Origin of the sequence: Bradyrhizobium sp. 604_D8_N2_3, from assembly GCF_051810765.1 — a bacterium.
Lineage (GTDB): Bacteria > Pseudomonadota > Alphaproteobacteria > Rhizobiales > Xanthobacteraceae > Bradyrhizobium > Bradyrhizobium barranii.
The window spans coordinates 2,389,765-2,414,914 of record NZ_JBPWPM010000001.1 but is presented as its reverse complement, the minus strand read 5'-3'; the positions used below and the strand labels follow the sequence as shown (position 1 = coordinate 2,414,914).

The 25,150-nt window shown below is 64.8% G+C and carries 27 protein-coding genes and 1 riboswitch; of the genes, 13 read left to right on the top strand and 14 right to left on the bottom strand.

Features of this window, described 5'->3' with window-relative positions; all coding sequences use genetic code 11:
* Nucleotides 1–20: 20 nt before the first annotated feature.
* Nucleotides 21–653: a hypothetical protein gene (locus AB7245_RS11365; protein ID WP_071916058.1), complete on the bottom strand. Its 633-nt coding sequence runs from the start codon at nt 651–653 to the stop codon at nt 21–23.
* Between the two features lie 180 nt (nt 654–833).
* Nucleotides 834–1,697 (bottom strand): DUF1194 domain-containing protein, encoded by an 864-nt coding sequence (locus tag AB7245_RS11360; protein ID WP_063984919.1) that lies wholly within the window; start codon nt 1,695–1,697, stop codon nt 834–836.
* A gap of 263 nt (nt 1,698–1,960) precedes the next feature.
* Nucleotides 1,961–2,038, top strand: a riboswitch (Fluoride riboswitch).
* 53 nt (nt 2,039–2,091) lie between these two features.
* On the opposite strand from AB7245_RS11360, the gene AB7245_RS11355 reads away from it, so the two are divergent.
* Genes AB7245_RS11355 through clpS form a run of 5 tightly spaced genes read left to right on the top strand, consistent with a single transcriptional unit; the run spans nt 2,092 to nt 4,874 of the window.
* A complete protein-coding gene (locus AB7245_RS11355; protein ID WP_244623381.1) occupies nt 2,092–3,339 on the top strand; it encodes an MFS transporter in 1,248 nt (415 codons plus the stop codon).
* Complete coding sequence (gene crcB, locus AB7245_RS11350; protein WP_085401285.1) at nt 3,314–3,748, top strand: fluoride efflux transporter CrcB; 435 nt, start codon at nt 3,314–3,316, stop codon at nt 3,746–3,748. The genes AB7245_RS11355 and crcB (AB7245_RS11350) overlap by 26 nt, the downstream gene beginning before the upstream one ends.
* 6 nt (nt 3,749–3,754) lie before the next feature.
* Complete coding sequence (gene crcB, locus AB7245_RS11345) at nt 3,755–4,183, top strand: fluoride efflux transporter CrcB (protein WP_085401286.1); 429 nt, start codon at nt 3,755–3,757, stop codon at nt 4,181–4,183.
* Nucleotides 4,184–4,185: 2 nt separating this feature from the next.
* Complete coding sequence (locus AB7245_RS11340; protein ID WP_085401287.1) at nt 4,186–4,527, top strand: DUF190 domain-containing protein; 342 nt, start codon at nt 4,186–4,188, stop codon at nt 4,525–4,527.
* Nucleotides 4,528–4,568: 41 nt separating this feature from the next.
* Nucleotides 4,569–4,874, top strand: coding sequence for an ATP-dependent Clp protease adapter ClpS (clpS, locus tag AB7245_RS11335; protein ID WP_014497217.1), 306 nt, complete (start codon nt 4,569–4,571; stop codon nt 4,872–4,874).
* Nucleotides 4,875–4,928: 54 nt separating this feature from the next.
* Here clpS and AB7245_RS11330 read toward each other — a convergent pair whose 3' ends face one another.
* From AB7245_RS11330 to fabI, 5 genes are all read right to left on the bottom strand, one after another.
* Nucleotides 4,929–5,327 (bottom strand): hypothetical protein, encoded by a 399-nt coding sequence (locus AB7245_RS11330; protein ID WP_085401288.1) that lies wholly within the window; start codon nt 5,325–5,327, stop codon nt 4,929–4,931.
* Nucleotides 5,328–5,367: 40 nt separating this feature from the next.
* Nucleotides 5,368–6,558, bottom strand: coding sequence for an adenylate/guanylate cyclase domain-containing protein (locus AB7245_RS11325; RefSeq protein WP_085401289.1), 1,191 nt, complete (start codon nt 6,556–6,558; stop codon nt 5,368–5,370).
* 70 nt (nt 6,559–6,628) lie between these two features.
* Entirely contained in the window at nt 6,629–7,717 is a 1,089-nt protein-coding gene (gene aroC / locus AB7245_RS11320) for a chorismate synthase (RefSeq protein ID WP_439034238.1), read from the bottom strand.
* A gap of 89 nt (nt 7,718–7,806) precedes the next feature.
* The gene (locus AB7245_RS11315; RefSeq protein WP_028148204.1) at nt 7,807–8,406 is read right to left on the bottom strand and encodes a histidine phosphatase family protein; all 600 of its coding nucleotides are present in this window, start codon (nt 8,404–8,406) and stop codon (nt 7,807–7,809) included.
* Nucleotides 8,407–8,420: 14 nt separating this feature from the next.
* Complete coding sequence (gene fabI / locus AB7245_RS11310; RefSeq protein ID WP_085401290.1) at nt 8,421–9,248, bottom strand: enoyl-ACP reductase FabI; 828 nt, start codon at nt 9,246–9,248, stop codon at nt 8,421–8,423.
* A gap of 171 nt (nt 9,249–9,419) precedes the next feature.
* On the opposite strand from fabI, the gene AB7245_RS11305 reads away from it, so the two are divergent.
* Nucleotides 9,420–9,908 (top strand): sigma-70 family RNA polymerase sigma factor, encoded by a 489-nt coding sequence (locus AB7245_RS11305; RefSeq protein WP_014497222.1) that lies wholly within the window; start codon nt 9,420–9,422, stop codon nt 9,906–9,908.
* A 106-nt stretch (nt 9,909–10,014) separates the two neighbouring features.
* Nucleotides 10,015–10,785 carry an anti-sigma factor family protein gene (locus AB7245_RS11300; protein ID WP_085401291.1) on the top strand — a complete coding sequence of 257 codons (771 nt, stop codon included), beginning with the start codon at nt 10,015–10,017 and terminating at the stop codon, nt 10,783–10,785.
* Nucleotides 10,786–11,228: 443 nt separating this feature from the next.
* Here AB7245_RS11300 and AB7245_RS11295 read toward each other — a convergent pair whose 3' ends face one another.
* Together AB7245_RS11295 and AB7245_RS11290 are read right to left on the bottom strand one after the other, a co-directional pair.
* Nucleotides 11,229–12,191, bottom strand: coding sequence for a DnaJ C-terminal domain-containing protein (locus tag AB7245_RS11295; RefSeq protein WP_085401292.1), 963 nt, complete (start codon nt 12,189–12,191; stop codon nt 11,229–11,231).
* 110 nt (nt 12,192–12,301) lie between these two features.
* Nucleotides 12,302–12,709, bottom strand: coding sequence for an RT0821/Lpp0805 family surface protein (locus AB7245_RS11290; protein WP_028158074.1), 408 nt, complete (start codon nt 12,707–12,709; stop codon nt 12,302–12,304).
* 113 nt (nt 12,710–12,822) lie between these two features.
* On the opposite strand from AB7245_RS11290, the gene pdxH reads away from it, so the two are divergent.
* Genes pdxH through AB7245_RS11275 form a run of 3 tightly spaced genes read left to right on the top strand, consistent with a single transcriptional unit; the run spans nt 12,823 to nt 15,030 of the window.
* Nucleotides 12,823–13,464, top strand: coding sequence for a pyridoxamine 5'-phosphate oxidase (gene pdxH / locus AB7245_RS11285; RefSeq protein ID WP_085401293.1), 642 nt, complete (start codon nt 12,823–12,825; stop codon nt 13,462–13,464).
* A gap of 25 nt (nt 13,465–13,489) precedes the next feature.
* A complete protein-coding gene (locus tag AB7245_RS11280) occupies nt 13,490–14,242 on the top strand; it encodes an SDR family NAD(P)-dependent oxidoreductase (protein WP_063984930.1) in 753 nt (250 codons plus the stop codon).
* 17 nt (nt 14,243–14,259) lie between these two features.
* Entirely contained in the window at nt 14,260–15,030 is a 771-nt protein-coding gene (locus tag AB7245_RS11275) for a class I SAM-dependent methyltransferase (protein ID WP_085401294.1), read from the top strand.
* Between the two features lie 490 nt (nt 15,031–15,520).
* Here the strand turns inward: AB7245_RS11275 and AB7245_RS11270 are convergent, their stop codons facing one another.
* Entirely contained in the window at nt 15,521–16,498 is a 978-nt protein-coding gene (locus AB7245_RS11270) for a magnesium transporter CorA family protein (protein ID WP_085401296.1), read from the bottom strand.
* A gap of 337 nt (nt 16,499–16,835) precedes the next feature.
* Between AB7245_RS11270 and AB7245_RS11265 the strand changes: the two genes are divergently transcribed.
* Complete coding sequence (locus AB7245_RS11265; protein WP_063984933.1) at nt 16,836–17,522, top strand: L,D-transpeptidase; 687 nt, start codon at nt 16,836–16,838, stop codon at nt 17,520–17,522.
* 36 nt (nt 17,523–17,558) lie between these two features.
* Here the strand turns inward: AB7245_RS11265 and AB7245_RS11260 are convergent, their stop codons facing one another.
* Entirely contained in the window at nt 17,559–18,656 is a 1,098-nt protein-coding gene (locus AB7245_RS11260; protein WP_085401297.1) for an extensin family protein, read from the bottom strand.
* 64 nt (nt 18,657–18,720) lie between these two features.
* Here AB7245_RS11260 and AB7245_RS11255 point away from each other — a divergent pair, with 64 nt between their 5' ends.
* Both AB7245_RS11255 and AB7245_RS11250 read left to right on the top strand, forming a co-directional pair.
* Nucleotides 18,721–20,349 carry a fatty-acid--CoA ligase gene (locus AB7245_RS11255; RefSeq protein ID WP_063984935.1) on the top strand — a complete coding sequence of 543 codons (1,629 nt, stop codon included), beginning with the start codon at nt 18,721–18,723 and terminating at the stop codon, nt 20,347–20,349.
* 291 nt (nt 20,350–20,640) lie between these two features.
* The gene (locus tag AB7245_RS11250; protein ID WP_028148216.1) at nt 20,641–21,495 is read left to right on the top strand and encodes a DUF1499 domain-containing protein; all 855 of its coding nucleotides are present in this window, start codon (nt 20,641–20,643) and stop codon (nt 21,493–21,495) included.
* A gap of 53 nt (nt 21,496–21,548) precedes the next feature.
* Here the strand turns inward: AB7245_RS11250 and AB7245_RS11245 are convergent, their stop codons facing one another.
* The 3 genes from AB7245_RS11245 to ribB all read right to left on the bottom strand — a co-directional run bounded on the left by AB7245_RS11245 (nt 21,549) and on the right by ribB (nt 25,073).
* Nucleotides 21,549–22,472 (bottom strand): MBL fold metallo-hydrolase, encoded by a 924-nt coding sequence (locus AB7245_RS11245; protein WP_167768286.1) that lies wholly within the window; start codon nt 22,470–22,472, stop codon nt 21,549–21,551.
* 171 nt (nt 22,473–22,643) lie between these two features.
* Nucleotides 22,644–23,858 (bottom strand): acyl-CoA dehydrogenase, encoded by a 1,215-nt coding sequence (locus tag AB7245_RS11240; protein WP_028148218.1) that lies wholly within the window; start codon nt 23,856–23,858, stop codon nt 22,644–22,646.
* A gap of 138 nt (nt 23,859–23,996) precedes the next feature.
* Nucleotides 23,997–25,073 carry a 3,4-dihydroxy-2-butanone-4-phosphate synthase gene (gene ribB / locus AB7245_RS11235; protein ID WP_028148219.1) on the bottom strand — a complete coding sequence of 359 codons (1,077 nt, stop codon included), beginning with the start codon at nt 25,071–25,073 and terminating at the stop codon, nt 23,997–23,999.
* Between the last annotated feature and the right edge of the window lie 77 nt (nt 25,074–25,150).

Here is a 25,150-nt window from a genome sequence, read left to right as displayed (position 1 = left end):
CCGCCCAGGGAGGCTGACGTTCAGGCCGTCCTGTCCACCGAGGACGACGAATCCGCAGGCGGATATTTCGTCACCGGCACAGTGAAGGATTTGGAGCCGACCTGATAGATGATCTTGCCGTTTTGTCCGTTGTCGGTCGATATCTGCGACTGCCCGAACATGATGACGTTCCTGTAGACGTAGCCGGTGCCCTGGCGGGTGATACCGTCGGTGGTGACGCTGACCGTCGCCTCCTTGCCGTTGATGGCCAGCACGCGAAAGCTCGCGCTCTTGCCGATGTCGGCGGAATAGCCGCCCCAGCTTCCCATGAGGATGCTGTCGGAACCTGCCGGCGCCTGTTTCTGCAAAGTCGCGCTCTGCTTGCCAACGCCCGAGGAGAACAGGAGCACCAGGTTCTTGCCGTCCTTGGTGCCGACCGTGACGTTGCCGTAGCTTATCGTTGCACCATTGACCTCGCCGATACCGCGCTCGGTGTGCCCGTTATGGGTGTACTCGATCTGGGCCCTGGCCCCGCGGATGTTCACGACCTTGAAGCCGACGGCCTGGTTGTTGCCTGCCCAATTGCCCTTCCAGTCACCCACCAGACTGCTCTGGTGATACACCCGCTCGTTGGCGGGCGAAATCTGGCTGGTGCTCGATGTGACGATGGCCATTGGATTGCTCGGCGGATTTGTCTGACAGACCCGCTTCTGTTCGCGCGCCGGACGGCGAAGTCAGAACTTTATCCGGAAACAACCGGAAGCAGGCCGATTAGGGCCACGCAGCAGTTAACGCGTGGTTAAATTCGACCGCGGGCGGGACAGGGCAAAAGGTCTCATTCGGGGTGGTGCGGATCAGCGCCCCCAGCGGTCCGACCAGATCTTCTCGCCGATCAAGCAGCTGACCCGTGGCTCCTTGTCGGCAACGCGCCTCACGGGGCGCTCCGGCATGCGGCCCGCGACCTCCATCAGGAGCTTGGTGCGGATCGCTTCCTTGAACTTGTCGCGATCCTTGATCGTGATGACGAAGGAGCCGGGACCGCCGATGACGCAGTCCTCGTAATAGTAGTCGAGATTGTCGATATCCATGGTCGAATAGGACGGCTCCTTGACCATGATCGGCAGGCCGTTGATGACGATGCCCTTCTCGAGCGCGGCGTCGCGCGCCGCCGTGACCGGGCCGCCATTGTTGTTGGGGCCGTCACCGGAAATGTCGATCACGCGGCGCAAGCCGCGATAGGGATCCTCGTCGAACAACGGCATCGCGAACGTGATCGCCCCGGAGATCGAGGTGCGCGAGGCGCGCCGGATCGGCGTCTTCAAGATCTCGGCGGCGACCGCGTCCGCCGTCTCCGGTCCGTCGACCAGCCGCCACGGGATGATGATCTTCTGATCGCTGGAAGCGGCCCATTCGAAGTAAGTCACCGCGATCCGGCCATTCGGCCCGAGCTTCAGCGCCTGGAGGAATTCCTTCGACTGGATCGCCTGCGCATAGCCTTCGCGCTGGATCGCGAGTTCATCCATGTCCATGGAGTAGGAGACGTCGACCGCGAGGACCAGCTCGACATCGACCGTCTGCGCGTCCCGATCGGCCGCTAGCCGTTGTGGCGAACTCTTGCTCGGTTCAAATTTGGGCCCTGGTGCCGCGATGCCCGCGACATCCCCTCCGGCGAGTACGCCGGCCACCAGCACAGCCCCGATCGAGAACAGCATGCGCATCGCAGTCTCCCGTCGTATGACGCGATGGTGACATGCAATCGCCTTGCCGCAAAGTCCGAAGATCGCTTGCGCTTCACATTCCAGTTAGGAATTCGCGAGTTGGGAATGCGCACGTCACGCAAAGCTGCCGCCGTGTTGCCGCGCTTGCGCCACGGGGACATGCGCGATCGCTCACGCCATCATTCCGGAGCGTCCAGCAGCATCGAGCCGAAGACAGACGTTCCCCGCCCACTTGTCCGGTGCGATTTCCATGCTAGGTTGGATGTACAGATGGGGATGGAGTCCCCCGACAACCGCCCGTCGGCCTGTGACCGTAGTGGGCTGATGACTCCTGCTCGAGGAGGGGCAATCTCAAAAGCCTCGGCCTTTGGCGGGAGCATGGACAAACCCGCCGATGGCGGGTTTTTTGTTGCCTGAAGGCGAAGGTCAGGGCGTGACGACGACGACACCGAATGCTGCGCGTGCGGGGCTGCCCAGGGGGATCTGGGTGCTCGGCTTCGTCTCGATGCTGATGGACGTCTCCTCCGAGATGATCCACGCGCTGCTGCCGGTCTATCTCGTCACTGTGCTCGGGGCCTCCACGCTGACGGTCGGCTTCATCGAGGGCATTGCGGAGGCGACCGCCTCGATCACGAAGATCTTCTCCGGCGCATTGTCCGACTGGCTCGGCCGGCGCAAGCTCCTCGCGGCGCTCGGCTACGGCCTAGCCGCGCTGACAAAACCGCTGTTCCCGCTTGCCCCCAGCGTCGGTTGGCTGATTGCCGCGCGCTTCATCGACCGCGTCGGCAAGGGTATTCGCGGCGCACCGCGCGATGCGCTGATCGCCGATATCGCACCTGCGGGTCTGCGCGGCGCGAGCTTCGGCCTGCGGCAGTCGCTCGACACCATCGGCGCATTCGTCGGACCGCTCGTGGCGATCGGCCTGATGTGGTGGACGGCAGATAATTTTGCCCTTGTCTTCTGGGTGGCGGTGCTGCCGGCCTTCCTGTCTTTCGGCCTGATCGCATTCGCGGTGAGCGAGCCGGAGCCGGACCCAAGCCGGGAGACTACGAAGAATCCGCTGAACACCTCCGCCATGCGGCAGCTCGGATCCGTGTACTGGCGCGTCGTCTCGGTCGGCGTGGTGTTCACGCTCGCGCGTTTCAGCGAGGCCTTCTTGATCCTGCGCGCGCAGAACATCGGTCTCTCGGCGATGTGGGTGCCGGCGGTGCTGGTGCTGATGAACGTGGTCTATGCGCTGTCGGCCTATCCCGCCGGCGTGCTGTCGGACCGGATCAACCGGACCGGCCTGCTCGCGCTCGGCCTCGTCTTCCTCGCGGCCGCCGACCTCGCGCTCGCGCTGCTGCCTAGCCTCGCGGGCCTCGCGCTCGGCGTCGTGCTGTGGGGGCTGCACATGGGATTGACCCAAGGCCTGCTGTCGGCCCTCGTCGCCGACGCCGCGCCGCCGAGCCTGCGCGGCACCGCATTCGGCTATTTCAACCTGTTCACCGGACTGGCCTTGCTGGCAGCAAGCGTGATCGCCGGCGCGCTGTGGGATGCCTACGGTCCGGCAGGCACGTTTTTGGCCGGGCTCGGCTTCGCGCTGGTCGCGCTCGCAGGGCTGCTCGCCGTCGGCAATGGTCTGGCAGCGGAGGACAAATGATGATGGAGGGGCGTTCGTCGTGTTGAGCGGAGTGATCGCAATCGTGATCGGCAGCGTTCTCGGCGGCTGCGCGCGCTATTTCGTCTCGGGCGCGATCGCGCGGCGGCTGGGCGAGACCTTTCCCTGGGGCACCATGACCATCAACATCACCGGCGCCTTCCTGATCGGCATTTTCGGCGCGCTGGCAACCCATCCCGGCTCGATCTTCGCCTCCCCCAATCCCTGGCTGTTCGCGGTGACCGGGTTCCTCGGCTGCTACACCACGGTATCCTCGTTCAGCCTGCAAACGCTGACCTTGGCGCGCAACGGCGAGCCGATGCATGCGCTCGGCAATGTCGCGCTCTCGGTCGGGCTTTGCCTTGCCGCCGTCAGTTTCGGCTTTGTCCTCGCTGACGGTCTTGGAGGCTAGAGGCGGATGACCGTTCCCTCCTCCACCGACCGCTGGCGCAGCACGATGCTCTATGCCTGGGTTTCCTTCGGCAGCGTCCTTGGCGGCCTCGCGCGCTACTTCGTCTCCCTCGTGCTCGACACCGGCCCGGGCTTCCCCGTCGCGACGCTGTTCATCAATGCCACGGGATCGCTCATCATCGGCTTCTACGCAACGCTGACCGGCCCCGACGGCCGCATGCTGGCGCGGCCCGAGCACCGGCAATTCGTCATGACCGGGTTTTGCGGCGGCTACACCACCTTCTCGGCCTTCAGCCTGGAGACCTTCCGCCTGTTCCACGGCGGCATGAAATACACGGCACTCGCCTATATCGCGGCATCCGTCATCTGCTGGCTGGTCTCCGTGTGGCTCGGCCATATGATGGCAAGCCGCTACAACCGCTTGACGAGGAGCTGACCATGCAAATCCCCAATCAGGCTGTTTCGCTCCGGATCTTCATCGGCGAGAGCGACCATTTCGACGGCAAGCCGCTTTACGAAGCGATCGTGATGACGGCGCGCGAGCGGCATCTCGCGGGCGCCACCGTGCTGCGCGGCCCGATGGGGTTCGGCAAGTCGAGCCGGCTACACACCTCGAAGATCCTACGGCTGTCGGAAGACCTGCCGCTGCTGATCGAGATCGTCGACAGCGAGGACAGCATCAACGCATTCCTGCCCATCCTGGATGGCATGATGTCGAGCGGCCTGATCACCTTGGAGAAGGTGCAGGTCCTACAATATGGTGAGAGGACCGCACACTGAGCACCGCGGCTGAACCGAGCCCGCCGTTTCCGGGAGGCGGAATGAACGACACCGTTACCAAGCCTAAAACCAGGACGAAGACCAAGGTCGAGCGGCCCAAGCTGCACAAGGTCATCCTGATCAACGACGACTTCACGCCACGCGAATTCGTCACGATGATCCTCAAGGCCGAGTTCCGCATGACCGAGGATCAGGCCTACAAGGTCATGATCACCGCGCACAAGCTGGGCGCCTGCGTGGTCGCCGTGTTCACCAGGGACGTCGCCGAAACCAAGGCCACCCGCGCCACCGACGCCGGCCGCGCCAAGGGCTATCCGCTGCTGTTCACGACGGAGCCCGAGGAATAGGGCTTCGCTGCTCGCGAGCCACGCCTGAGGCTGCTGTGATGATCTGGTCGCAAGCTACTTCAACCTGGCAAAGACCTTGCTGAACTCCGGAAGCTGCAGCCTCCGCTTCTCCTCCAGGTATTCAGATTCAGTGAAGGGGCCGCTCACGAAAACCCGCACCGCAACGTCCCATTCGTTTGCTTTTCGCGAGATGTAGTAAAACTCCGTGACGGAGCGGTCCGGTCGCTTTCCCGATGTCCATGGATGGCGAGCGAACACGATGTACTGGGCGTTCGCGCCGGCCTGAAAGACCGTAGGCTCCGGGAGGCCGTCGCCAACGCAAGTTCCATCCGTGCCGACGGAGCGGCAAAGCGTCATGTCGTCATCCGTGTCGACGGCGACGAGACGATAGGGACCGTCAATCGCGTCGTCCTGAACGAACCCGCAGGCTGCCAGAAACAGGAAGAGTGCCAAGCATACCCATCGTCTCACATGCGGGATCATGCATCGACTTTCAGGCCATCACCACCGGCGTCTCTTCGGCAAGCCCATACACGCGCTGCGCCTTGGAAAATCCCGCGATCGGAAATTCGCCGAGCTCGCGCCAGTCATGGCGGCAGGCGTTCGCGAAGACTTCCGAGACCACGACGGTCCGCCCCAGCCGGCCCGTGATCTTCTCCAGCCTTGCCGCGAGATTGACGGCGGGGCCGATGCAGGTGAAGTCGAGCCGGTTGCCGCCGCCGATATTGCCGTAGAGGATGTTGCCGACGTGCAGCGCGACGCCGAAGCGGAAGCGCTCGACGATGTCGCCGACCGGGAAAGCGAGCGCCTCGACGCTGGCGCGGGATTCGCGCGCGGCCTCCAGCACGCGGGTGCAGACATGGGCGGCATCGCCGACATATTCGTCGATCGGGAACACCGCGAGCAGGCCGTCGCCCATGAATTTCAGCACCTCGCCGCCATGGCCCCGGATCGCGGTGACCTGGCAGTCGAAATACTGGTTGAGGATCTCGACCACGGTCTCGGCCGGCAGCCGGTCCGACAGCGCAGTGAACCCGCGCAGATCCGAGAGCCAGATCGCGGCCTGCATGGTGTCGTTGTGGCCGCGGCGGATCTGGCCGCCGAGGATGCGCGCGCCGGCACGGTTGCCGACATAGGTGTCGAGCAGCATCTCGGCGGTGCGGCGCAGGCTGATGATCTCGCTGACGCGCGCAAGCGGTGCCCCGAGGGTCCGGATCGCCGCGATGTCGTCGTCGCTGAAGCCGCCGGGCTGCCGCGTGACCCAGCTCGTCGCATGGATCGAGCCGTCGAGATAGTGCATCGGCATCGCGAGGTAGTCGGTCACGCCTTCGGCGCGCATGTCGTCGAGGAACGGAAACCGCTTGCTGTCCGGATCGTCCATCCGTCCCCGGACCTCCAGCCCCTCCTCGAACACGATCCGGAGCGGGCTCCGGGCGAACTCGGGCGTCTCCAGGATCTCGAAATCGACGGTGCCGATCTCGACCTTCTGGCCCTGCCGCCAGATGAAGTTGCGGCCGAAGATTTCCGGATGCAGCGTGCGAATGAAGATGCCGAACCGCGACAGCGGCAGGCCGGCCGCGACCAGATGCTCGCAGACCTCGGCGATCATCTCGGAAGGGGTCCCGGACGACCTCGCACCGTCGATCAGCCAGTTGGTGATGCGCTGGATCTCGGAGTTTTGCATGTCCGCATTTGCGGACGAAGTTGTGGGGACGTCAAGCTGCGCGGTGGGCTAGTACCGCGACACGAATGCCCTACCGGCCGACCTGCCCGCGATCCCGAATGAAATGATCGGCGAGCACGCAGGCCATCATCGCCTCGCCGACGGGCACGGCGCGGATGCCGACGCAGGGGTCGTGGCGGCCCTTGGTGAAGATCTCGGTGTCGGCGCCCTTGCGATCGACAGTGAGGCGCGGCTGGAGGATCGACGAGGTCGGCTTCACCGCGAAGCGCACCACCACCGGCTGTCCGGTGGAGATGCCGCCCAGAACGCCGCCGGCATGGTTGGAGAGGAAGCGCGTGCCATCATTGCCTGTGCGCATCTCGTCGGCGTTCTCTTCGCCGGTGAGCTCCGCCGCGCCAAAGCCGGCGCCGATCTCGACGCCCTTCACCGCGTTGATGGTCATCATCGCGCCCGCGAGATCAGAATCGAGTTTTGCGTAGATCGGGGCACCAAGGCCTGCCGGCACGCCTTCGGCGACGACCTCGATCACCGCGCCGATCGACGAGCCGCTCTTGCGGATGCCGTCGAGATAGGTCTCGAAGAACGCGGCCTTGTCCTTGTCCGGACAGAAGAACGGATTTTTCGCAATCTCGTCCCAGTCCCATTTGTCGCGGTCGATCTTGTGCGGGCCGATTTGCACCAGCGCGCCGCGGACCTTGACGTCGGGCAGCACCTTTCGCGCGATCGCACCCGCAGCGACGCGCATTGCCGTCTCGCGCGCCGAGGAGCGGCCGCCACCGCGATAGTCGCGCAGGCCGTATTTGGCCTCGTAGGTGAAGTCGGCGTGGCCGGGACGAAACTTGTCCTTGATCTCGGAATAGTCCTTCGAGCGCTGATCGGTGTTCTCGATCAGCAGGCCGATCGGGGTGCCCGTCGTCACCTGCACGCCGGTCTCCGGATGCGCCATCACGCCGGACAGGATTTTGACCTGGTCCGGCTCCTGGCGCTGGGTGGTGAAGCGCGATTGGCCGGGCCGGCGGCGGTCGAGATCCTGCTGGATATCGGACTCGGTGAGCGGGATCATGGGCGGACAGCCGTCGACCACGCAACCGATCGCTACCCCATGGCTCTCGCCGAAGGTGGTGACGCGGAACATGTGGCCGAAAGTGTTGAAGGACATCGCTGCTCGCTGGGTCGGGTCCGGCGTGTGGTAACGCGCGGGGGGCCGGGGGTCAAACCCATAGCCACCGTGGATGACGGCGAACCGGCCTAACTAAACTTCTCCAGCCGCCCGTCGCGGAAGACGTAGACGGCGCCCTGCTCGATATAGAGCTCGGCGGCGCTGGCCGGCGTCTCAAGGCCGAGCGAAACCATCAGGGCCCGGCAAGTCCCGCCATGGGCGACCGCAACGGTATCGGTCCGGAGCTCGTCGTACCAGGCCCGCACGCGGACCTGCACATCGGCGTAGGTCTCCCCGTCCGCGGGGCCGACCGTCCATTTGTCGGCGAGGCGCCGGGCGTAGACGTCCGGATCGGCCGCCTCGCTCTCGGCCAGCGTCAGCCCTTCCCAGCTGCCGTAGCCGATCTCGCGCAGGCGATCGTCGAGCGCGTAGTCGGCCTGCGGCAGTTCGAGCTTGCCGCGCGCGAGTTCCATGGTCTGGCGTGCACGCCCGAGCGGGCTCGACACATAGGGTAACGCCGCCTTGTCCTTGCCGTCGCGCTTGAAAAGATCCGCCAGCACGCCGCCGGCCTGCACGGCCTGACCGCGTCCACGCGCGTTCAGCGGAACGTCCTTGGTGCCCTGAAGCCTCCCGAGCGCGTTCCACTCGGTCTCACCGTGGCGAAGATAATAGATCGTGGGCACGGGCATTCCAGATTTATAAGCTAGTCCTTGCCGCCGAACGAGATGTCCGGCGCGTCCGGGCGCTTCATGCCGAGCACGTGATAGCCGGAATCGACGTGATGCACCTCGCCGGTGACGCCGCGCGCGAGATCGGAGAGGAAATACAGCGCGCTGCCGCCGACGTCTTCGATCGAGACGTTGCGCCGCATTGGCGCGTTGTTCTCGTTCCACTTCAGGATATAGCGGAAGTCGCCGATGCCGGATGCCGCGAGCGTCTTGATCGGGCCGGCCGAGATCGCGTTGACGCGGATGTTCTTCTCGCCGAGATCGGCCGCGAGATAGCGCACGCTGGCCTCCAGCGCAGCCTTCGCCACGCCCATCACGTTGTAGTGCGGCATCCACTTCTCGGCGCCGTAATAGCTGAGCGTGATGAGCGAGCCGCCATCGGTCATCAGCTTCTCGGCGCGCTGCGCCACGGCGGTGAACGAGTAGCAGGAGATCAGCATCGACTTGGAGAAATTCTCCGGCGTGGTGTCGACGTAGCGGCCATCAAGCTGCTCGCCATAGGCGATCGCGTGCACCAGGAAGTCGATCTTGCCCCACTTCTCCTTCAGCACTGCGAAGGCGGCGTCGATGGTGGCAGCATCGGTGACGTCGCAATGGCCGAGCACGAGACCGCCGATCTCGGCGGCGAGCGGCTCGACGCGCTTCTTGAGCGCATCGCCCTGATAGGTGAAGGCAAGCTCGGCGCCGGCTGCGTGGCATGCCTTGGCGATGCCCCAGGCGATCGAGCGGTTGTTGGCAAGGCCGAGGATCACCCCGCGCTTGCCTTGCATCAGTCCCTGTATCAGACCTGAATCCTGCGACATTTTTGAGCGTCCCGTCGAGCTCTCGTTGAGGTCTGGAGGTACACCAGCCCTCCTTCGCGGTACAGTCCTAATACGCGGCGTTAACGCTGTTTCAAGCGCCGGAATAGCCGTTCCGTTCGGGTGTTATGATGATTGAGGCGCTCGCGCCGGACACCAGGACGTCAAGACGGCATGAGTGCGTTTCGCCAGAGTGTGGAAGCCATGATCCCGGCGTTGCGCCGCTACGCCCGCGCGCTCACGCGCGATGCGGATGCGGCCGACGACCTGGTGCAGGATACGCTGGTGCGGGCGCTGCGTTCGGAGCGCCTGTTCCTCGGAGGCGATGTCAGGAGCTGGCTCTATACGATCCTGACCAACCTCAACAAGAACCGGCGGCGCTCGCTGGCAAGGCGCCCGCAATTCACGCAGCTGACGGAGAACAATCCGGATGCCAGCGGGACCGAGGCCGAAGGGCGCGACATCGAGAAGGCGCTGGCGACGCTGGTCGAGGAGCAGCGCTCGGTGCTTCTGCTGGTGATGCTGGAGGGCATGAGCTACCGCGAGGTCGCCGACATCCAGGGCGTGCCGATCGGCACCGTGATGTCGCGCCTGGCGCGGGCGAGAGCCCACGTTAAAGCATCGCTGGAAGGTGAGCGCCCGGCGCTCAAGCGGGTGAAGTGATGGCAGTGTTGATGCATCGCGCGGGTCGCTTCGCCTGCATGGAGCGGGAAGCAGCGCAGTTGAACCGCGAAAGACATTTTGGGCCGCAGAGCCAGAGACGATCGATATGAACGACCATAATATTCCCATTACCGAAGACGAGCTGCACGCCTATGTCGACGGCGAGCTGCCGGCCGAGCGCCGCGCCGACGTCGAGGCCTGGCTTGCCGCACACCCTGACGATGCCGGACGCGTGCAGTCCTGGCGCGCCATGGCCGAGATGCTGCACGCGCGTTACGACTCTGTCGTCCAGGAGCCGGTGCCGGCCCGGCTGGAGCTCGAGCGGCTGGAGCGCCGTCCCCGGCAATGGTTCTATGGCGCCGCGGCGGCTGTGCTGGTCGCCTTCGTGGCCGGCGGCACCGCCGGCTGGGTGGCGCACGGCGCCGCCAACGCCCCCTCGACCTTCCAGAGCTTTACAGCGGACGCGCTCGACGCCCACCGCCTCTATGTCGTCGAGGTTCGCCACCCGGTCGAGGTCGGCGGCAACGAGCGAGACCATCTCCAGGCCTGGCTGACCAGGCGCTGCGGCTGGACCGTGTTCGCGCCGAACCTGGAGGCGAGCGGGTTGAAGCTCGTCGGCGGCCGGCTCTTGCCGGGGCCGAACGGTCCGGCGTCGTTCCTGATGTATGAGGGCGCCTCGGGCGAGCGGTACACGATCTACACCGCCAAGACCGAGACCGGCGCGACTCAGATGCGCTACGCCAAAGCCGACAAGGACGGCGCACTGTTCTGGGCCGAGCGCGGCGTCGGCTACGTCGTCAGCGGCGGCAGCGATCGCGATCGCCTGACCAAGGTCGCGCAGGCGGTCTACGACCAAGCCGAGAAAAACGGTACCTGAGCAACCGCTTGAAGGCGGTGCCTCGATTCCGACATTGAAAATTTGGAATCAAGACATGGGTGCGTCTCATTATCGCACCGGATGCTCACGAGAAAATGAGTAGCGTTCGATCCGCCGATCGACGCGGGCGGCCTCGATTGGGGTTTTTGGTACCGCGCTGGTCCCCCTCTCGAGGCCGCACCTATTATCGACTGCCCCGCCGGACAGCCGACACGTCGAACCACATGGGCCGAGAGGCGCTCTCACGCCTCAGGCATATGACGAGCATCATCTGTCGAGAGATGCTCTGGACTTCTGGGAGAACCCCCTTCAGTTGCGACTTCGCCCTAAAGCGCGATGGCTCACGCTTCAGCAGTTTTCTCTGCGCATGATCTTTTCGGAAAGCCGCTGAACGCCAAATGAACGCCTCGCGCTCACGCGGCCCCCCGGGTCCGGATCATGCCTTAGCCAAGCCCGCTACGTGGATTGTAGGGGTGTTGGTCCCGCCACTTCTCCATCAATGCCTCAAGCTCGGCGTCGTTCCCGTCCGGTAGCATAATCCTGATGGTAACGAAGAGATCCCCGGTTCCGCCGGCTTTTGGCAATCCCTTGCCCTTGAGGCGGAAGGTCCGGCCGCTGGAGGTGTTTTTCGGGACCGACAGTTCCACGGCATTGCCGAGGGTCGGCACGCGGACCTTGCCGCCGAGCACCGCCTCGTAGAGCGTGACCGGCAGGTCGATCCTGAGGTCGGCGCCCTCGATCTTGAAGTACGGGTGCGGCGCGATGCTGATCGTGATCAGGAGATCGCCCGGCGGATGGCCCTGAGCGCTCTCGCCCTGCCCCCGCAACCGGATCTGCTGGCCCTCGGTGACGCCGGCCGGAATCTTGACGTTGAGCTCCTTGCCCGTCGGCAACCGGACGCGCTTCTCGCCACCCTTGACCGATTCTTCCAGCGAGACTGACATCGCGACATTGACGTCGAGATCGAGGCCGATCCCGCCGGTGTCGAATTCGAACTGCCCGGCGCCGCCGGCCCCGGGCCGCGCACCACGCGTCCCGCCGAACATGCTGTTGAGGATGTCCTCGAACGCGCCGCCGCCCTGGCCCGGGCCCGCGCCGCCACTGCGGAACGTATAGCTTTCGAACCCGCCGGGACCCGCACGGCCGCGCGGCCCGCCGCCGCCCGGAAAACCCTGGAAGCGCGGCTTGCCGTCGGCGTCGATCTCGCCGCGGTCGAACTGCTTGCGCTTGTCCTCGTCGCCGATGATCTCGTTCGCCGAATTGATCTCGGAGAAGCGCTCGGCGGCCTTGGGGTCATCCTTGTTGCTGTCGGGATGGTGCTTCTTGGCAAGCTTGCGATAGGCGCTCTTGATCGCGGCAGCGTTGGCGCTCCGCGGCACCCCCAAGACCTCATAGGGGTCGCGCATCCGTCACGTCTCCTTCAAGAGAAATCGAATTGTTCAAAGGGCTCCCCGCCCCATCTGCTGGTCATGTGGGAGGCGAGTGGCATTTTTGCAACTAGCCGCAGAGCCGATTCCTAGCTCCGCCACGGCTTTAGCGTATGAATCTCCCAACGGCCACGGCTGCTTTGGCAGCCGGCGCCCTGGAGCCAGCTTTCGGTGCTGCCATTGACGTAGCTCGCCAGGAAGTCCCGGCACTTGCGGCCGTCCTCGGCGGCGTAGGACTGCGCGATCGGCGTCACCGAGCCACGCGCTCCGGTTTCCGGATTCTCCCAGTGCTGGCTGGAATCCTTGTCGCCCTTGCTCAGGACGTCGGAGGCGGCGTTACGGGCGAAGGCAAGATCGGTGTCGGTCGGCGGGGCGTCCTTTGCCGGCCGCGCGATCGAGCCGGTCAGGTCGCTGTCGTCGGCCTTGGCGTAGGCACTGGTGTCGTTGCGGGAAAAGCTGCAGCCGCCGGAGCCGAGCCCGATCAGAATCATTGTCATGACAAAGCCGGACGGCCGGATCGCCGATAGGCCAACGCGTCCCCATGCCCTATATAGGGCGGTAGCGGACAACAACGCGTTTTGGGCCGCGGGACGCAATTCGGACTCCGGACATGACCGACACGACCTCGATGAAACACCAGACACCCTTAACATCCGGTGATTTCACCGCCGCCGACGAACCGTTTGCGCTGTTCGAGGCCTGGCTGAACGAGGCGATCAAGAGCGAGCCGAACGATCCGAACGCCATGGCGCTCGCAACCGTCGACCCCGACGGGCTGCCAGACGTGCGCATGGTGCTGATGAAGGGCTTCGATGCCGACGGTTTCGTCTTCTACAGCCACATCGCGAGCCAGAAGGGCCGCGAACTCGCCGCAAATCCTAAGGCGGCGTTACTTTTTCACTGGAAGTCGCTGCGCCGTCAGGTCCGCATCCGCGGCAACGTGACGCCAGTGACCGACGCCGAGGCAGACGCTTACTTCGCCACCCGTCCCAAGCAGGCGCAGATCGGCGCCTGGGCGAGCAAGCAGTCCGAGGCGCTGGAAAGCCGCTTCGCCTTCGAACAGGCCATCGCAAAGGTCGCGGCCAAGCACATCATCGGCGAGGTGCCGCGGCCGCCGGGCTGGAGCGGCTGGCGCATCACGCCCTCGCGTATCGAGTTCTGGCACGACCGCCCGTTCCGCCTGCACGACCGTATCGAATTTCGCCGTGACGCGGCCGGCCAGCCATGGTCCAAGACGCGGATGTATCCCTGAGCTTAGGCCGACCTGAAAGATGTCCATGCCGCATTCGTCCAATGCGCCGCGCCGCACGCTGCTCCTGACCGGAGCGAGCCGCGGCATCGGCCACGCCACCGTGATCCGGTTCTCGTCGGCGGGCTGGCGCGTCATCACCTGCTCGCGGCATCCCTTCCCCGAGGACTGTCCGTGGGACGCCGGCCCCGAGGACCACATCCAGGTCGACCTCGGCAACCCCCTGGACACCGCGCGCGCGATCACCGACATCCGCAACCGGCTCGAAGGCGGCATGCTGCATGCGCTCGTCAACAACGCCGCGATCTCGCCGAAGGGTCCGGGCGGCTCGCGGCTTGGCTCGGTCGACACCGACCTCGACACCTGGACGCACGTCTTCCACGTCAATTTCTTTGCGCCGATCATGATCGCGCGGGGATTGATCGAGGAGTTGAAGGCGGCCAGGGGCTCGGTCGTGAACGTCACCTCGATCGCGGGCTCGCGCGTGCACCCCTTTGCGGGCGCCGCCTATGCCACATCGAAAGCCGCGCTTGCATCCCTGACGCGCGAAATGGCCTCCGATTTCGGCCGCGTCGGCGTCCGCGTCAACGCTATCGCGCCGGGCGAGATCGACACCTCGATCCTGTCGCCGGGCACCGAGAAGATCGTCGACCAGCAGATCCCGATGCACCGGCTCGGCACGCCCGACGAGGTCGCCAAGATCATCTACGTGCTGTGCACGGACACCAGCTCTTACGTCAACGGCGCCGAGATCCACATCAACGGCGGCCAGCACGTGTAAGGCCAGGCAGGCGAAGCATGGGCCGGTTCGCGAGCACTGCGTCACTCTACGAGCATTTGCGGCCGCCCTACCCGAGCGAATTCTTTCGCAGCGTCGCGCATAAGCTTGGTCTTACCAAACAGAGCAGCCTGATAGACCTCGGCACCGGACCCGGACTCCTGGCGCTCGGCTTCGGCCCCTATGTCGGCCGCATCGTCGGCGTCGACCCTGAACCTGCCATGCTCGATGCGGCGCGACGCGCGGCTGCGAGCGCAGGCCACGCACTCACGCTGATCGAAGGCAAGGTCGAGACGCTTAGCCCCGACATCGGCGCATTCGACGTCGCGACCATCGGCCGCGCGCTGCATTGGATGGATCGTGAGCCGACGCTTGCGCGGCTCGATCGACTGGTCGCGCGCGATGGGGCAATTCTGATCTGCGCCTCGTTCTCGGCCACCGACGGCAGCAACCCGTGGCTCGATGGCTACAACGACGTCCGCCGCCGCTGGTCACCGGCCAAGCTCTGGGAGGAGGCAGGCATGGGCACGCGCACCCATCGCGACTTGCCGGCGTTCTTTCGCGGCAGCGCCTTTCAGCCCACCGAGCTCGTCACGGTTGAGACCAGCCACACAATCAGTGTGCAGGACCTGACACGCCGCACCCTCACCTACTCGTCGTCATCGCCGGAAGCGCTTGGCGAAAATGCCGACGCGATGCTGCGCGACGTCGGGCAGCATCTCGCTCCCTTCAGTCGCGACGGCGCCATCGCCGAGACCGTCGTCTCGACGGCCCAGATCGTGAAGCGCTAGATGATTTTCCCGCTCGAAGGGCGGGAAGCAAGGCGATCCAGACAACGCCGCCGCAGGACCTGGATCGCCTTTACCCTTCCGTTCCTCAATCGACTCGAATCCGACGCGACCGATCGCGCAGCCGCGGAGCGGCCGTGCTGAACGCAGTCGAGCAGTCGTCGTCGTTCTCACCGTCGAGCAGCGGAGCACCACAGTGCCGGCACATGCGCGCCGACATCGACAACGCCTTGCCGCTCGCCAGGACCTGACGATAATTCGCCAGATCGATGACGTTGCGGGGCGACGTTATGTGTTTTTCAACCATGGCTGTTCCTCGCGGCTAACATGCTGCTTATCGCAGACAAGTTTCGCGCAAACGTTCAGCCCACCGCTCAAATTTTACCGGAGGAATTGGGGCGGCGGGCACACATCACGGCGCGGCCTCAATCCCGCTCTATTCTGCGACACCAACCACCGTGTCTCGTTGAACGGCGTAAGGTCTCGGTAGGTATCAAAGCCACTTCTTCCACTTGAAGAGCCAGTACGGGACGATCGCGGCGGCGAGCATCATCACCAGCGCCATCGGATAGCCGTGGACCCATTCGAGTTCCGGCATCGCCTTGAAATTCATGCCGTAGATCGAGGCGATCAGCGTCGGCGGCATCAGGACAACGGCCATGACCGAAAACAGCTTGATGATGTTGTTCTGCTCGAGATTGACGACGCCGAGCATGGCGTCGAGCACGAAGGTGATCTTGCTGGAGAGATAGGAGGCGTGGTCGGTCAGCGAGGCGACGTCGCGCTGCATGGTCTTGAGCTGCTCGCGCATGTCCTTCGACCATTTCACGCCCTCCACCACCGCGGAGAGGAAGGTGACGACGCGGCCGATCGACACCAGGCTTTCGCGAACCTTCGAGGTCAGATCGCCCTTGCGGCCGATCGAGATCAGGATCTGGGAATATTGCTTGGCGTGGCCGTGGCGCTCGCTCTCCGGCTCGAAGATGTCGTGCGAGACCTGGTCGATCTCGGCGCCGCAGCGCTCCAGGATGTCGGCGCAGCGGTCGATCACGGCGTCCAGCAGTTCCATCAGCACCATCTCGCCGGTGATCGCGGGCGTGCAGGACCGGGCCAGCTTGGCCTCGACCAGCGCAAACGGCTTGGGCTGGTCGTAGCGCACCGTCACCAGGCGATGATCGCCGAGAATGAAAGTCACAGCCGTGGTCCGGGGCATGTCGGTGTCGGACTGGCACATCAGCGTCGCCGTCATGTAGCGCGCGCTGTTCTCGATATAGAGCCGGCTGGAGATCTCGATCTCCTGCATGTCCTCCCGGGTCGGGATCGCAATACCGGAGAGCCGCTCCACCGCCTTGTCCTCAGCCGCGGTCGGGTTGACCAGGTCGATCCACACCGCATGCTCCGGAACCGCCGCGAGGTCTTCGACAACCGCTTTCTTGAGGGAGGAGTCGGAGGGAACGAACACAGAAAACATGCACAACTCCAGCAGGGGCCTGCGACAGACTGACAGCCCTTAGCGCGATTCTGACAAGTTCATGATGACAAGCACATTAACGGAGCGTTTGCATTTGTGGCGGCGCCGTGGCCCAACCGTGGCACGGAATCGACAGTCGGGCGTGCTTTGCCTAAAAACCAGCACAGGAGCGCAAAACTTGCGGCAAAAAAGCCACAGCTCGGCTCTTGCAGCGCGGGAAAAGGTCCGAAACGCTGGAATTGTGGCAGATTTCAACGATAATAGGGCCCAACGGAGTCGTGGTTTGGGCGCGTCTCAAGCCCCGCGAAAGCTAGTTGTTGTCGATTGGAATCAAATCATGTCGTCGCTGAAAGTTATGCTGGGTATTTTGGCCGCTGGCCTGATGCTGTCGGGCTGCATGCAGGCCACACATTTTGAAGCGACCGACACCAAGGCCTTCAAGCCGAAGGACAAGGAACTCCTCGCCAAGGTCCGGTACGAGAACACCCCCGTCGCCGAGCCGTTCCGCCGCGCCATCGTCGATTACCACCGCAAGGAATCGCCGGGCTCGATCGTGGTCGATTCCGACAACCATTACCTCTACTGGGTCATGGATGGCGGCAAGGCGATCCGCTACGGCATCACCGTCGGCGAAGAAGCCATGGCCTGGTCGGGCATTGCCAAGGTTGGCAGCATGACCGAGTGGCCGGCCTGGCATCCGACCCCGGGCGAGATTTCGCGACTGGGCGTGCCGACCTACGTTGCACCGGGTCCGGACAATCCGATGGGCTCCCGCGCGATGTATCTCTACTCCGGCGGCAAGGACACGCTGTTCCGCATTCACGGCACCAACCAGCCGGAATATATCGGCGCCTCGATCTCGTCGGGCTGCATCCGCCTAACCAACGAAGACGCGATCGACCTCTATGGCCGCGTCAAGGTCGGCACCATCGTCGTGGTGCTCGAGCCGAAGCATGGCGACTCGCCCTACAATTCGCGCCTCGCGCTCGGCGGCAGCCAGACGGGCCAGGCGGGCAGCTACTGATCGCCTCCTGCTCTCGGACATTCAAAAGCGCCGGTTTTACCGGCGCTTTTTTGTTGCCGGCTTGTGCGGCTCGGCTTTGGTGCCATCGGCGGCCGACTTGTCCGCCGGCGCAGGGGATTTCTGCGCCGGCTCGTCATCAGCTCCGTCCTTGGCCCCATCCTTGGCCTCAGGCCTGGCCGCGACCTCGCGCGGCGGCGCCTCCTCGGGCCGTCCCGCCGGCAGCAACGGGGCGACCTGCGGCAGGGGATCCCAGACGTTCCACTGACAGATCCGGTAGTCGTTGCGCCGCTGCGCCAGGTCGAGATGGATGTGGTCCTCGTGATACCAGTCCGAGCCCGGACCGAGCACGGTGGAAAAGCGCGCGCAGACTGAATGCAGCACGCGCTCGCGCACATCGCGCGGCATGCCGCGGTCGGTCAGGCCGATCGACCGCCCGTTGGCGAGCTTGATGGCGCGGACGTCGAGCGCGTTGGCCTTGCCGTGCTCGGACAGCATCGCGCCGGCGATGCGGTTACGGCCTCGGCATTCGAAACTGTCGAAATTGTCGAGATCGCTGATGGTCGAGCCGAGGCTCGCCGCCAGCGGCACCATGTCCTTGCGCACCCAATCGGCGATCGCGGAGGCCATGGTGCAGCGGAGGATCGCCGCCGGCTTGACCGCCACCTTGCGCTTGTCCGGCAGCACGATCGCCTCCAGCCGCACCAGATCCTCGCCGCCGCAGGCGCCGGGGCCGCGAATATCGGGAATGGACGGCGCGACGGCGATCTCCTCGGTCAAGGCGAGCCGGCAGACCGAGAGCTGCTTCTCGGGCGGCGGCGCGGCCTCGACGGGCTTGGTCGCGCTCGGCTTGTCTGCGGAAGGCTTCCCCTCTGCCTCCGGCGCGGCCTCGTCCGTTGCTTGGGGGGCCTCCTCCGGGCGGGGCTTTGGTAGCGGTATCCTGGCGGAGTGCACCTTCGCGCGCGGCCGTGGTGTACCAAGACCGAAGATATCCAGCGGCGTAGCATATTTTCGCGCTTCTGCCCGCTCCGCCAGCACAAGCGACAGCCCGAGCGCAGCGGTAACCATTGCCGCGCCTGCGGACATATAGCCGCGACAAGACCATTTGCGGCGAAAGTCCGGCAGGCTAAAACTCATGACAATTCTTTGGCCCAGCGCTGAGAGCTATAAAAAGTCCAGCCCACCTCGGAGGAATGTCTGAATGCTTGGTTTGATGCAAGATTGGCCCCTGCTCTGCCACCGGATCATCGAACACGCCGCCAAGATTCATGGCAAGCAGGAGGTCGTTACGCGATCGGTCGAGGGACCGATCCATCGCACCACCTACGGCGAAATCCACAAGCGGGCGCTCAAGGTCTCGCAGGTGCTGGAGCGAGACGGCATCAAGCTCGGCGACCGTGTCGCAACGATCGCCTGGAACACCTGGCGCCATCTCGAGGTCTGGTACGGCATCATGGGGATCGGCGCCATCTGCCATACCGTCAATCCCCGCCTTTTCCCCGAGCAGATCGCCTGGATCATCAACCATGCGCAGGACCGCATCGTGATGACCGACCTCACCTTCGTTCCGGTCCTGGAGAAGATCGCCGACAAGCTGCCAAGCGTGGAACGCTACGTCGTGCTCACCGACAAGGCGCATCTGCCTGAGACCACGCTGAAGAACGTGGTCGCCTACGAGGACTGGATCGCGGAGGCCGACGGCAAGTTCGAATGGAAGGACTTTGACGAGAACACGGCCGCCGCGATGTGCTACACATCCGGCACCACGGGCGATCCGAAGGGTGTCCTGTATTCGCATCGCTCCAACGTGCTGCACGCGCTGATGGCGAACAATGTCGATGCGCTCGGCACCAGCGCGTCCGAGACAATGCTGCCGGTGGTGCCGCTGTTCCATGCCAATAGCTGGGGCATCGCCTTCTCGGCCCCCTCGCAAGGCACCAAGCTGGTCATGCCCGGCGCCAAGCTCGACGGCGCCTCCGTCTACGAGCTGCTCTCGACCGAGAAGGTGACGCACACGGCGGGCGTGCCCACGGTGTGGCTGATGCTGCTGCAGCACATGGCCGCCAACAATCTGAAGCTGCCGGCTTTGAAGATGGTGATCTGCGGCGGCTCGGCGATGCCGCGCTCGATGATCAAGGCCTTCCTCGACATGGGCTCGAACGTGCGCCACGCCTGGGGCATGACCGAGATGAGCCCGATCGGCAGCGTCGCGGCGCTGAAGCCGCCGTTCCAGAATGCGACCGGTGAGGCGCGGCTCGACGTGCTTCAGATGCAGGGCTATGCGCCCTTTGCGGTGGAGATGAAGATCACCGACGATGCCGGCAAGGAGCTGCCCTGGGACGGCAAGACCTTCGGCCGTCTCAAGGTCTCCGGCCCCGCCGTTGCCAAGGCCTATTACCGTGTCGACAGCAACATCCTCGACGAGGAAGGCTTCTTCGACACCGGTGACGTCGCGACCATCGACGAGGCCGGCTACATGCGGATCACCGACCGCTCCAAGGACGTGATCAAGTCCGGCGGCGAGTGGATCTCCTCGATCGACCTCGAAAACCTCGCGGTCGGCCATCCCGCCGTGGCGGAGGCCGCCGTCATCGGCATCTATCATCCCAAATGGGACGAGCGGCCGCTGCTGATCGTGCAGCTCAAGCAGGGCCAGCAGGCCAGCCGCGAGGACATCCTGAAGTTCATGGACGGCAAGATCGCCAAATGGTGGATGCCCGACGACGTCGCCTTCGTCGAAGGCATTCCGCACACCGCGACCGGCAAGATCCTGAAGACCGCACTACGCGACCAGTTCAAGGATTACCGTTTCCCGAACGCGGCGGCGTAACCCTCGGTACCGCCCTCCCCTGGAGGGCGTGAGCGCTCGACGCATTGAAGCCTCCATAACGACATGGCCGGGCCTGTCCCGGCCATCCACGCCTTGCCCCGCGGCACGGAGAACGTGGATGCCCGGGCATAGGCGAGTGGAAGCGACGCCGTCCTTCGGACGGCTATGCCCGGGCATGACGGTCTGGGCGCATGCGGAACCCTTGAATTTGCCCCCGGGCCGTGGTCTCAACGGCCCATCGTCGCGCCAAATCGGCCGACATCGCCCAAAACCCCGGCAGAGCTTCACCCGATGGCCCGCAGGTTTTCCGCTCCCTATCAGTCGGAGCCCGTGTCCAGCCTCGCGAGCTGGGCGCGTAATCTGGCCGTGTTCGCGGTGGTGGCGGTGGTGGTCTCGATCATCATCGTCCGCTTCGACTTCCTGGAGATGAAACCGGCGCTGATGACGTTCTTCGGCGGGCTCGCGATCGCCGGCCTCTCGATCCTGTTTGGGCTCGCGGGCTTTGCCGCGATCTGGCAGAACGGCTCGCGCGGCATGGGGCGCATCCTGCTCGCCTTCCTCATCAACGGCGCGATCCTCGCTTATCCCGCTTATCTCGCCCTGCAATACCGCAAGCTGCCGCCGATCTACGACATCACCACCAACCCGATCGACCCGCCGCGCTTCGACGCGCTCGCGCACCTGCGCACCGGCGATGGCACCAACACCGCGGTCTATGCCGGCCTCTATTCGGCCGAGCAGCAGCGCCAGTTCTACCCGGACATCGAGCCGATCGAGCTGGAGATCCCGGTCGATCGGGCCTATGCGATCGCGCGCCAGCTCGTCATCAAGCGCAAATGGCTCGTCATCGACGAGCGCGAGCCGCAGCCACCGCGCCGTATCGGCCGCATCGAGGCGGTGGCACGGACGCCGATCATGGGGTTCCGCGAGGACATCTCGATCCGGGTCGTGCCCGATGGTGACGATTCCCGCGTCGATATCCGCTCGGCGTCGCGCTATTTCGACAGTGATCTCGGCAGCAACGCCGCGCGCGTCAAAAAATTCATCGACGATCTCAACACCGCCGCCGACGCCGACGCGCTGAAACCGGTGAAGAAGACGCCGGTCGCGCCACCGAAGGCACCGGCGAAGACGGTGAAGAAGTAGCCCCGCTGTCATTCCAGGACGATGCGCAGCATCCAGCCCGGAATGACGAGAAGCTAGGCCCCCGCCATTCGATACGTACCGCCGATCACGGGATCGCCATCCGTCGCCACCACGCCGCGCGCGACCAGATCTTCCAGATGCGCCAGGACCGAATAGCCGGCGGCCGTCGTCAGCCTGGGATCGATGCCGATATAGATCGCGCGCACCATGGTCGGGATATCGGCCTCGCCCTTGGCCAGGCGGTGCAGGATCGAGGCTTCGCGCGCCTTGCGGTGGCGGATCAGGAAGCGCACGAAGCGCTGGCCGTCCGGGATCTCCGGGCCGTGGCCGGAGAAATACAGATCCTCCTCGCGCGCGGCGAGGCGGTCGAGCGACTCCATGTAGTCGATCATCGAGCCGTCGGGTGGCGCCACGATCGACGTCGACCAGCCCATCACGTGATCGCCGACGAAGTTGAATTTCCGTTCGGGCCAGGCGAAGGCGAGATGATTGGCGGTGTGGCCGGGCGTCGCCACGGCCTCCAGACGCCAGCCGGCACCCTCGACGACGTCGCCATGGGCGATCCTGATATCGGGCGCGAAATCGCGGTCGGCGCCGGACTCCGGATTGTGCTTCTCGCTCTCGAAGCGCGGGCGCGAGGCACGGTGCGGGCCCTCGGCATAGACGGGCGCGCCGGTCGCCTGCTTGATCCGCGCGGTGTTCGGCGAATGGTCGCGATGGGTGTGGGTGACGAAGATATGGCTCACCGTCTCGCCCCTGACGGCATCGAGCAGCGCCGCCGCGTGCGCCTCGTCGTTCGGACCGGGATCGATGATCGCGACGTTGCCTTGGCCTACGATGTAGCTGACCGTGCCGGTGAAGGTGAACGGGCTCGGATTGTTACAGAGCACGCGCCGCACGCCGGGACGGACTTCCTCGACGACACCGGCCCTGAGCGGAAAGTTGCGGTTGAACGGGATGTCGTCGTTGTCGGACATGGGACTTCCTGTGCACTGCAGCCCCAACCCTCGCCGTCATACCCCGCGAAAGCGGGGTATCCAGTACGCCGCGGCGCCTGAGGCGAAGGCGAGGTCTCTGGGATACTGGATCGCCCGCCTTCGCGGGCGATGACAGCGGAGCAAACTAGCCGCGGCCGAAGAACGCTGCGACTAGAAAAACGCCTGGATGCCCGTGATCGCACGTCCCAGGATCAGGGCGTGGACGTCGTGAGTCCCCTCGTAGGTGTTGACGGTCTCGAGGTTATGGACGTGGCGCATCACGTGGTACTCGGCCGAGATGCCGTTGCCACCGTGCATGTCTCGCGCGACGCGGGCGATATCGAGGGCCTTGCCGCAATTGTTGCGCTTCATGATCGAGATCATCTCGGGGGCAAACTTGCCCTCGTCCATCAGACGGCCGACGCGAAGCGAACCCTGGAGGCCCAGCGCGATCTCGGTTTCCATGTCCGCCAGCTTCTTCTGCACGAGCTGGGTCGCGGCGAGCGGCTTGCCGAACTGCTTGCGGTCGAGCGTGTACTGGCGGGCGCGGTGCATGCAGTCCTCGGCGGCGCCGAGCGCGCCCCAGGAGATGCCGTAGCGGGCGCGGTTGAGGCAGCCGAACGGGCCCTTGAGGCCGGACACGTTGGGCAGCAGCGCGTCCTCGGGAACCACGACGCCGTCCATCACGACCTCACCGGTGATCGAGGCGCGCAGGGACAGCTTGCCGCCGATCTTCGGCGCGGAGAGGCCCTTCATGCCCTTTTCCAGCACGAAGCCGCGGATCTGGTTGTCGTGCTCGGCCGACTTGGCCCAGACCACGAACACGTCGGCGATCGGCGCGTTCGAGATCCACATCTTGCTGCCGGTCAGGCGATAGCCATCCGAGACCTTCTCGGCGCGGGTCTTCATGCCGGCCGGATCGGAGCCGGCGTCGGGCTCGGTGAGACCGAAGCAGCCGACCCACTCGCCGCTGGCGAGCTTCGGCAGGTACTTCTTGCGCTGGTTCTCGTCGCCATAGGCGTAGATCGGGTACATCACCAGCGAGGACTGCACCGAGTTCATCGAACGATAGCCGGAATCGACCCGCTCGATCTCGCGCGCGACGAGGCCGTAGGCGACGTAGCTCGCATTGGCACAGCCATATTCCTCAGGCAGCGTAATGCCGATCAGGCCGAGCTCGCCCATCTCGTTGAAGATCTCGCGGTCGGTCTTCTCCTCGAGATACGCCTTGGTGACGCGCGGCAGCAGCTTGTCCTGAGCATAGGCGCGCGCGGTGTCGCGCACCATCCGCTCGTCTTCGGTGAGCTGCTCGTCGAGCAGGAACGGATCGTCCCATTGGAAAGAAGCCGCAGCCGGCTTGTCCTTGGTCTGAGGGCGCACGCTCATGAAACGTCCTTTCGTCTGGTTCCGTCAAAATTTGCCCGACAAAGTAAAGCGCCGCGGCAACAAGTGCAATTGCGTTGCAGATGGATGGCTCTGCGTGGACCCCGGGGATGCGCAGCGCGCGCCCCCGGAATGACAGCGCTAGCTTTCAAGCTGCTCGTTGGCAACGATCTCGATGCCGAAGCCTGACAGGCCCTTGTAGTCGTGCACCGACGAGGTGAGGTGGCGGATCGAGGTGACGCCGAGATCGCGCAGGATCTGCGCGCCGACACCGACCTCGCGCCACTGGCGGTTGCGGTCCGCCTCGCTCGCGCTCTCATCGGGTAGCGGGGCAACGGGGACACCGGCGGCTCCGTCACGCAGGTAAACCAAGACGCCACGGCCGGACTTCTTGAAGTGCTCGAGCACTGCCGCCATGCGCTTATGGCCGGTGAAGATGTCCTTGACGATGTTGGGCTTGTGGAAGCGCGTCAGCACGTTCTTGCCGTCGCCGACGCCGTTATAGACGAACGCGACGTGGGCGATGGAATCGAACGGCGAGCGGTAGGCATAGCCCTGAAGCGGCCCGATCGGGCTGTCGGTGACGAAGGTCGAGACCCGCTCGATCAGCTTCTCGCGCACCTGGCGGTAGGCGATCATGTCGGCGATGGTGACATGCTTGAGCTTGTGCTGGGCCGCAAAGCGGGCGACCTGCTCGCCCTTCATCACGCTGCCGTCGTCGTTCATGAGTTCGCTGATGACGCCGACCGGCGGCAGGCCGGAGAGCTTGCACAGGTCGACCGCGGCCTCGGTATGGCCGGAGCGCAAGAGCACGCCGCCGTCCTTGGCAATCAGCGGGAAGATGTGGCCCGGGCGGGCAAAATCGTTGGCGCCGACATTGGGATTGGACAGCGCGCGGCAGCACGAGGCGCGCTCTTCGGCCGAGATGCCGGTGCCGCCGTCGGGCTTGTAGTCGATCGAGACCGTGAATGCGGTGGTGTGCGCGGAATCGTTGTGGGCCACCATCGGATCGAGCCGGAGGCGGCGCGCGTCCTCGGTGGTCACCGGCGCGCAGACGATGCCGGAGGTATGGCGGATGATGAACGCCATCTTCTCGGCGGTACAGAGCGAGGCGGCGACGATCAGATCGCCCTCGCCCTCGCGGTCCTCGTCGTCGGTGACGACCACGAGCTCACCCCGGGCAAAGGCCTGCAAGACTTCCTGAACGTTATCGGGCATTTCCCAATCTCTATCGGTTATGGCCGGGAGGCTTCGCCGGACGCCTTAGCCGGACTTGGCCCCAAGCGCTAGTGTCC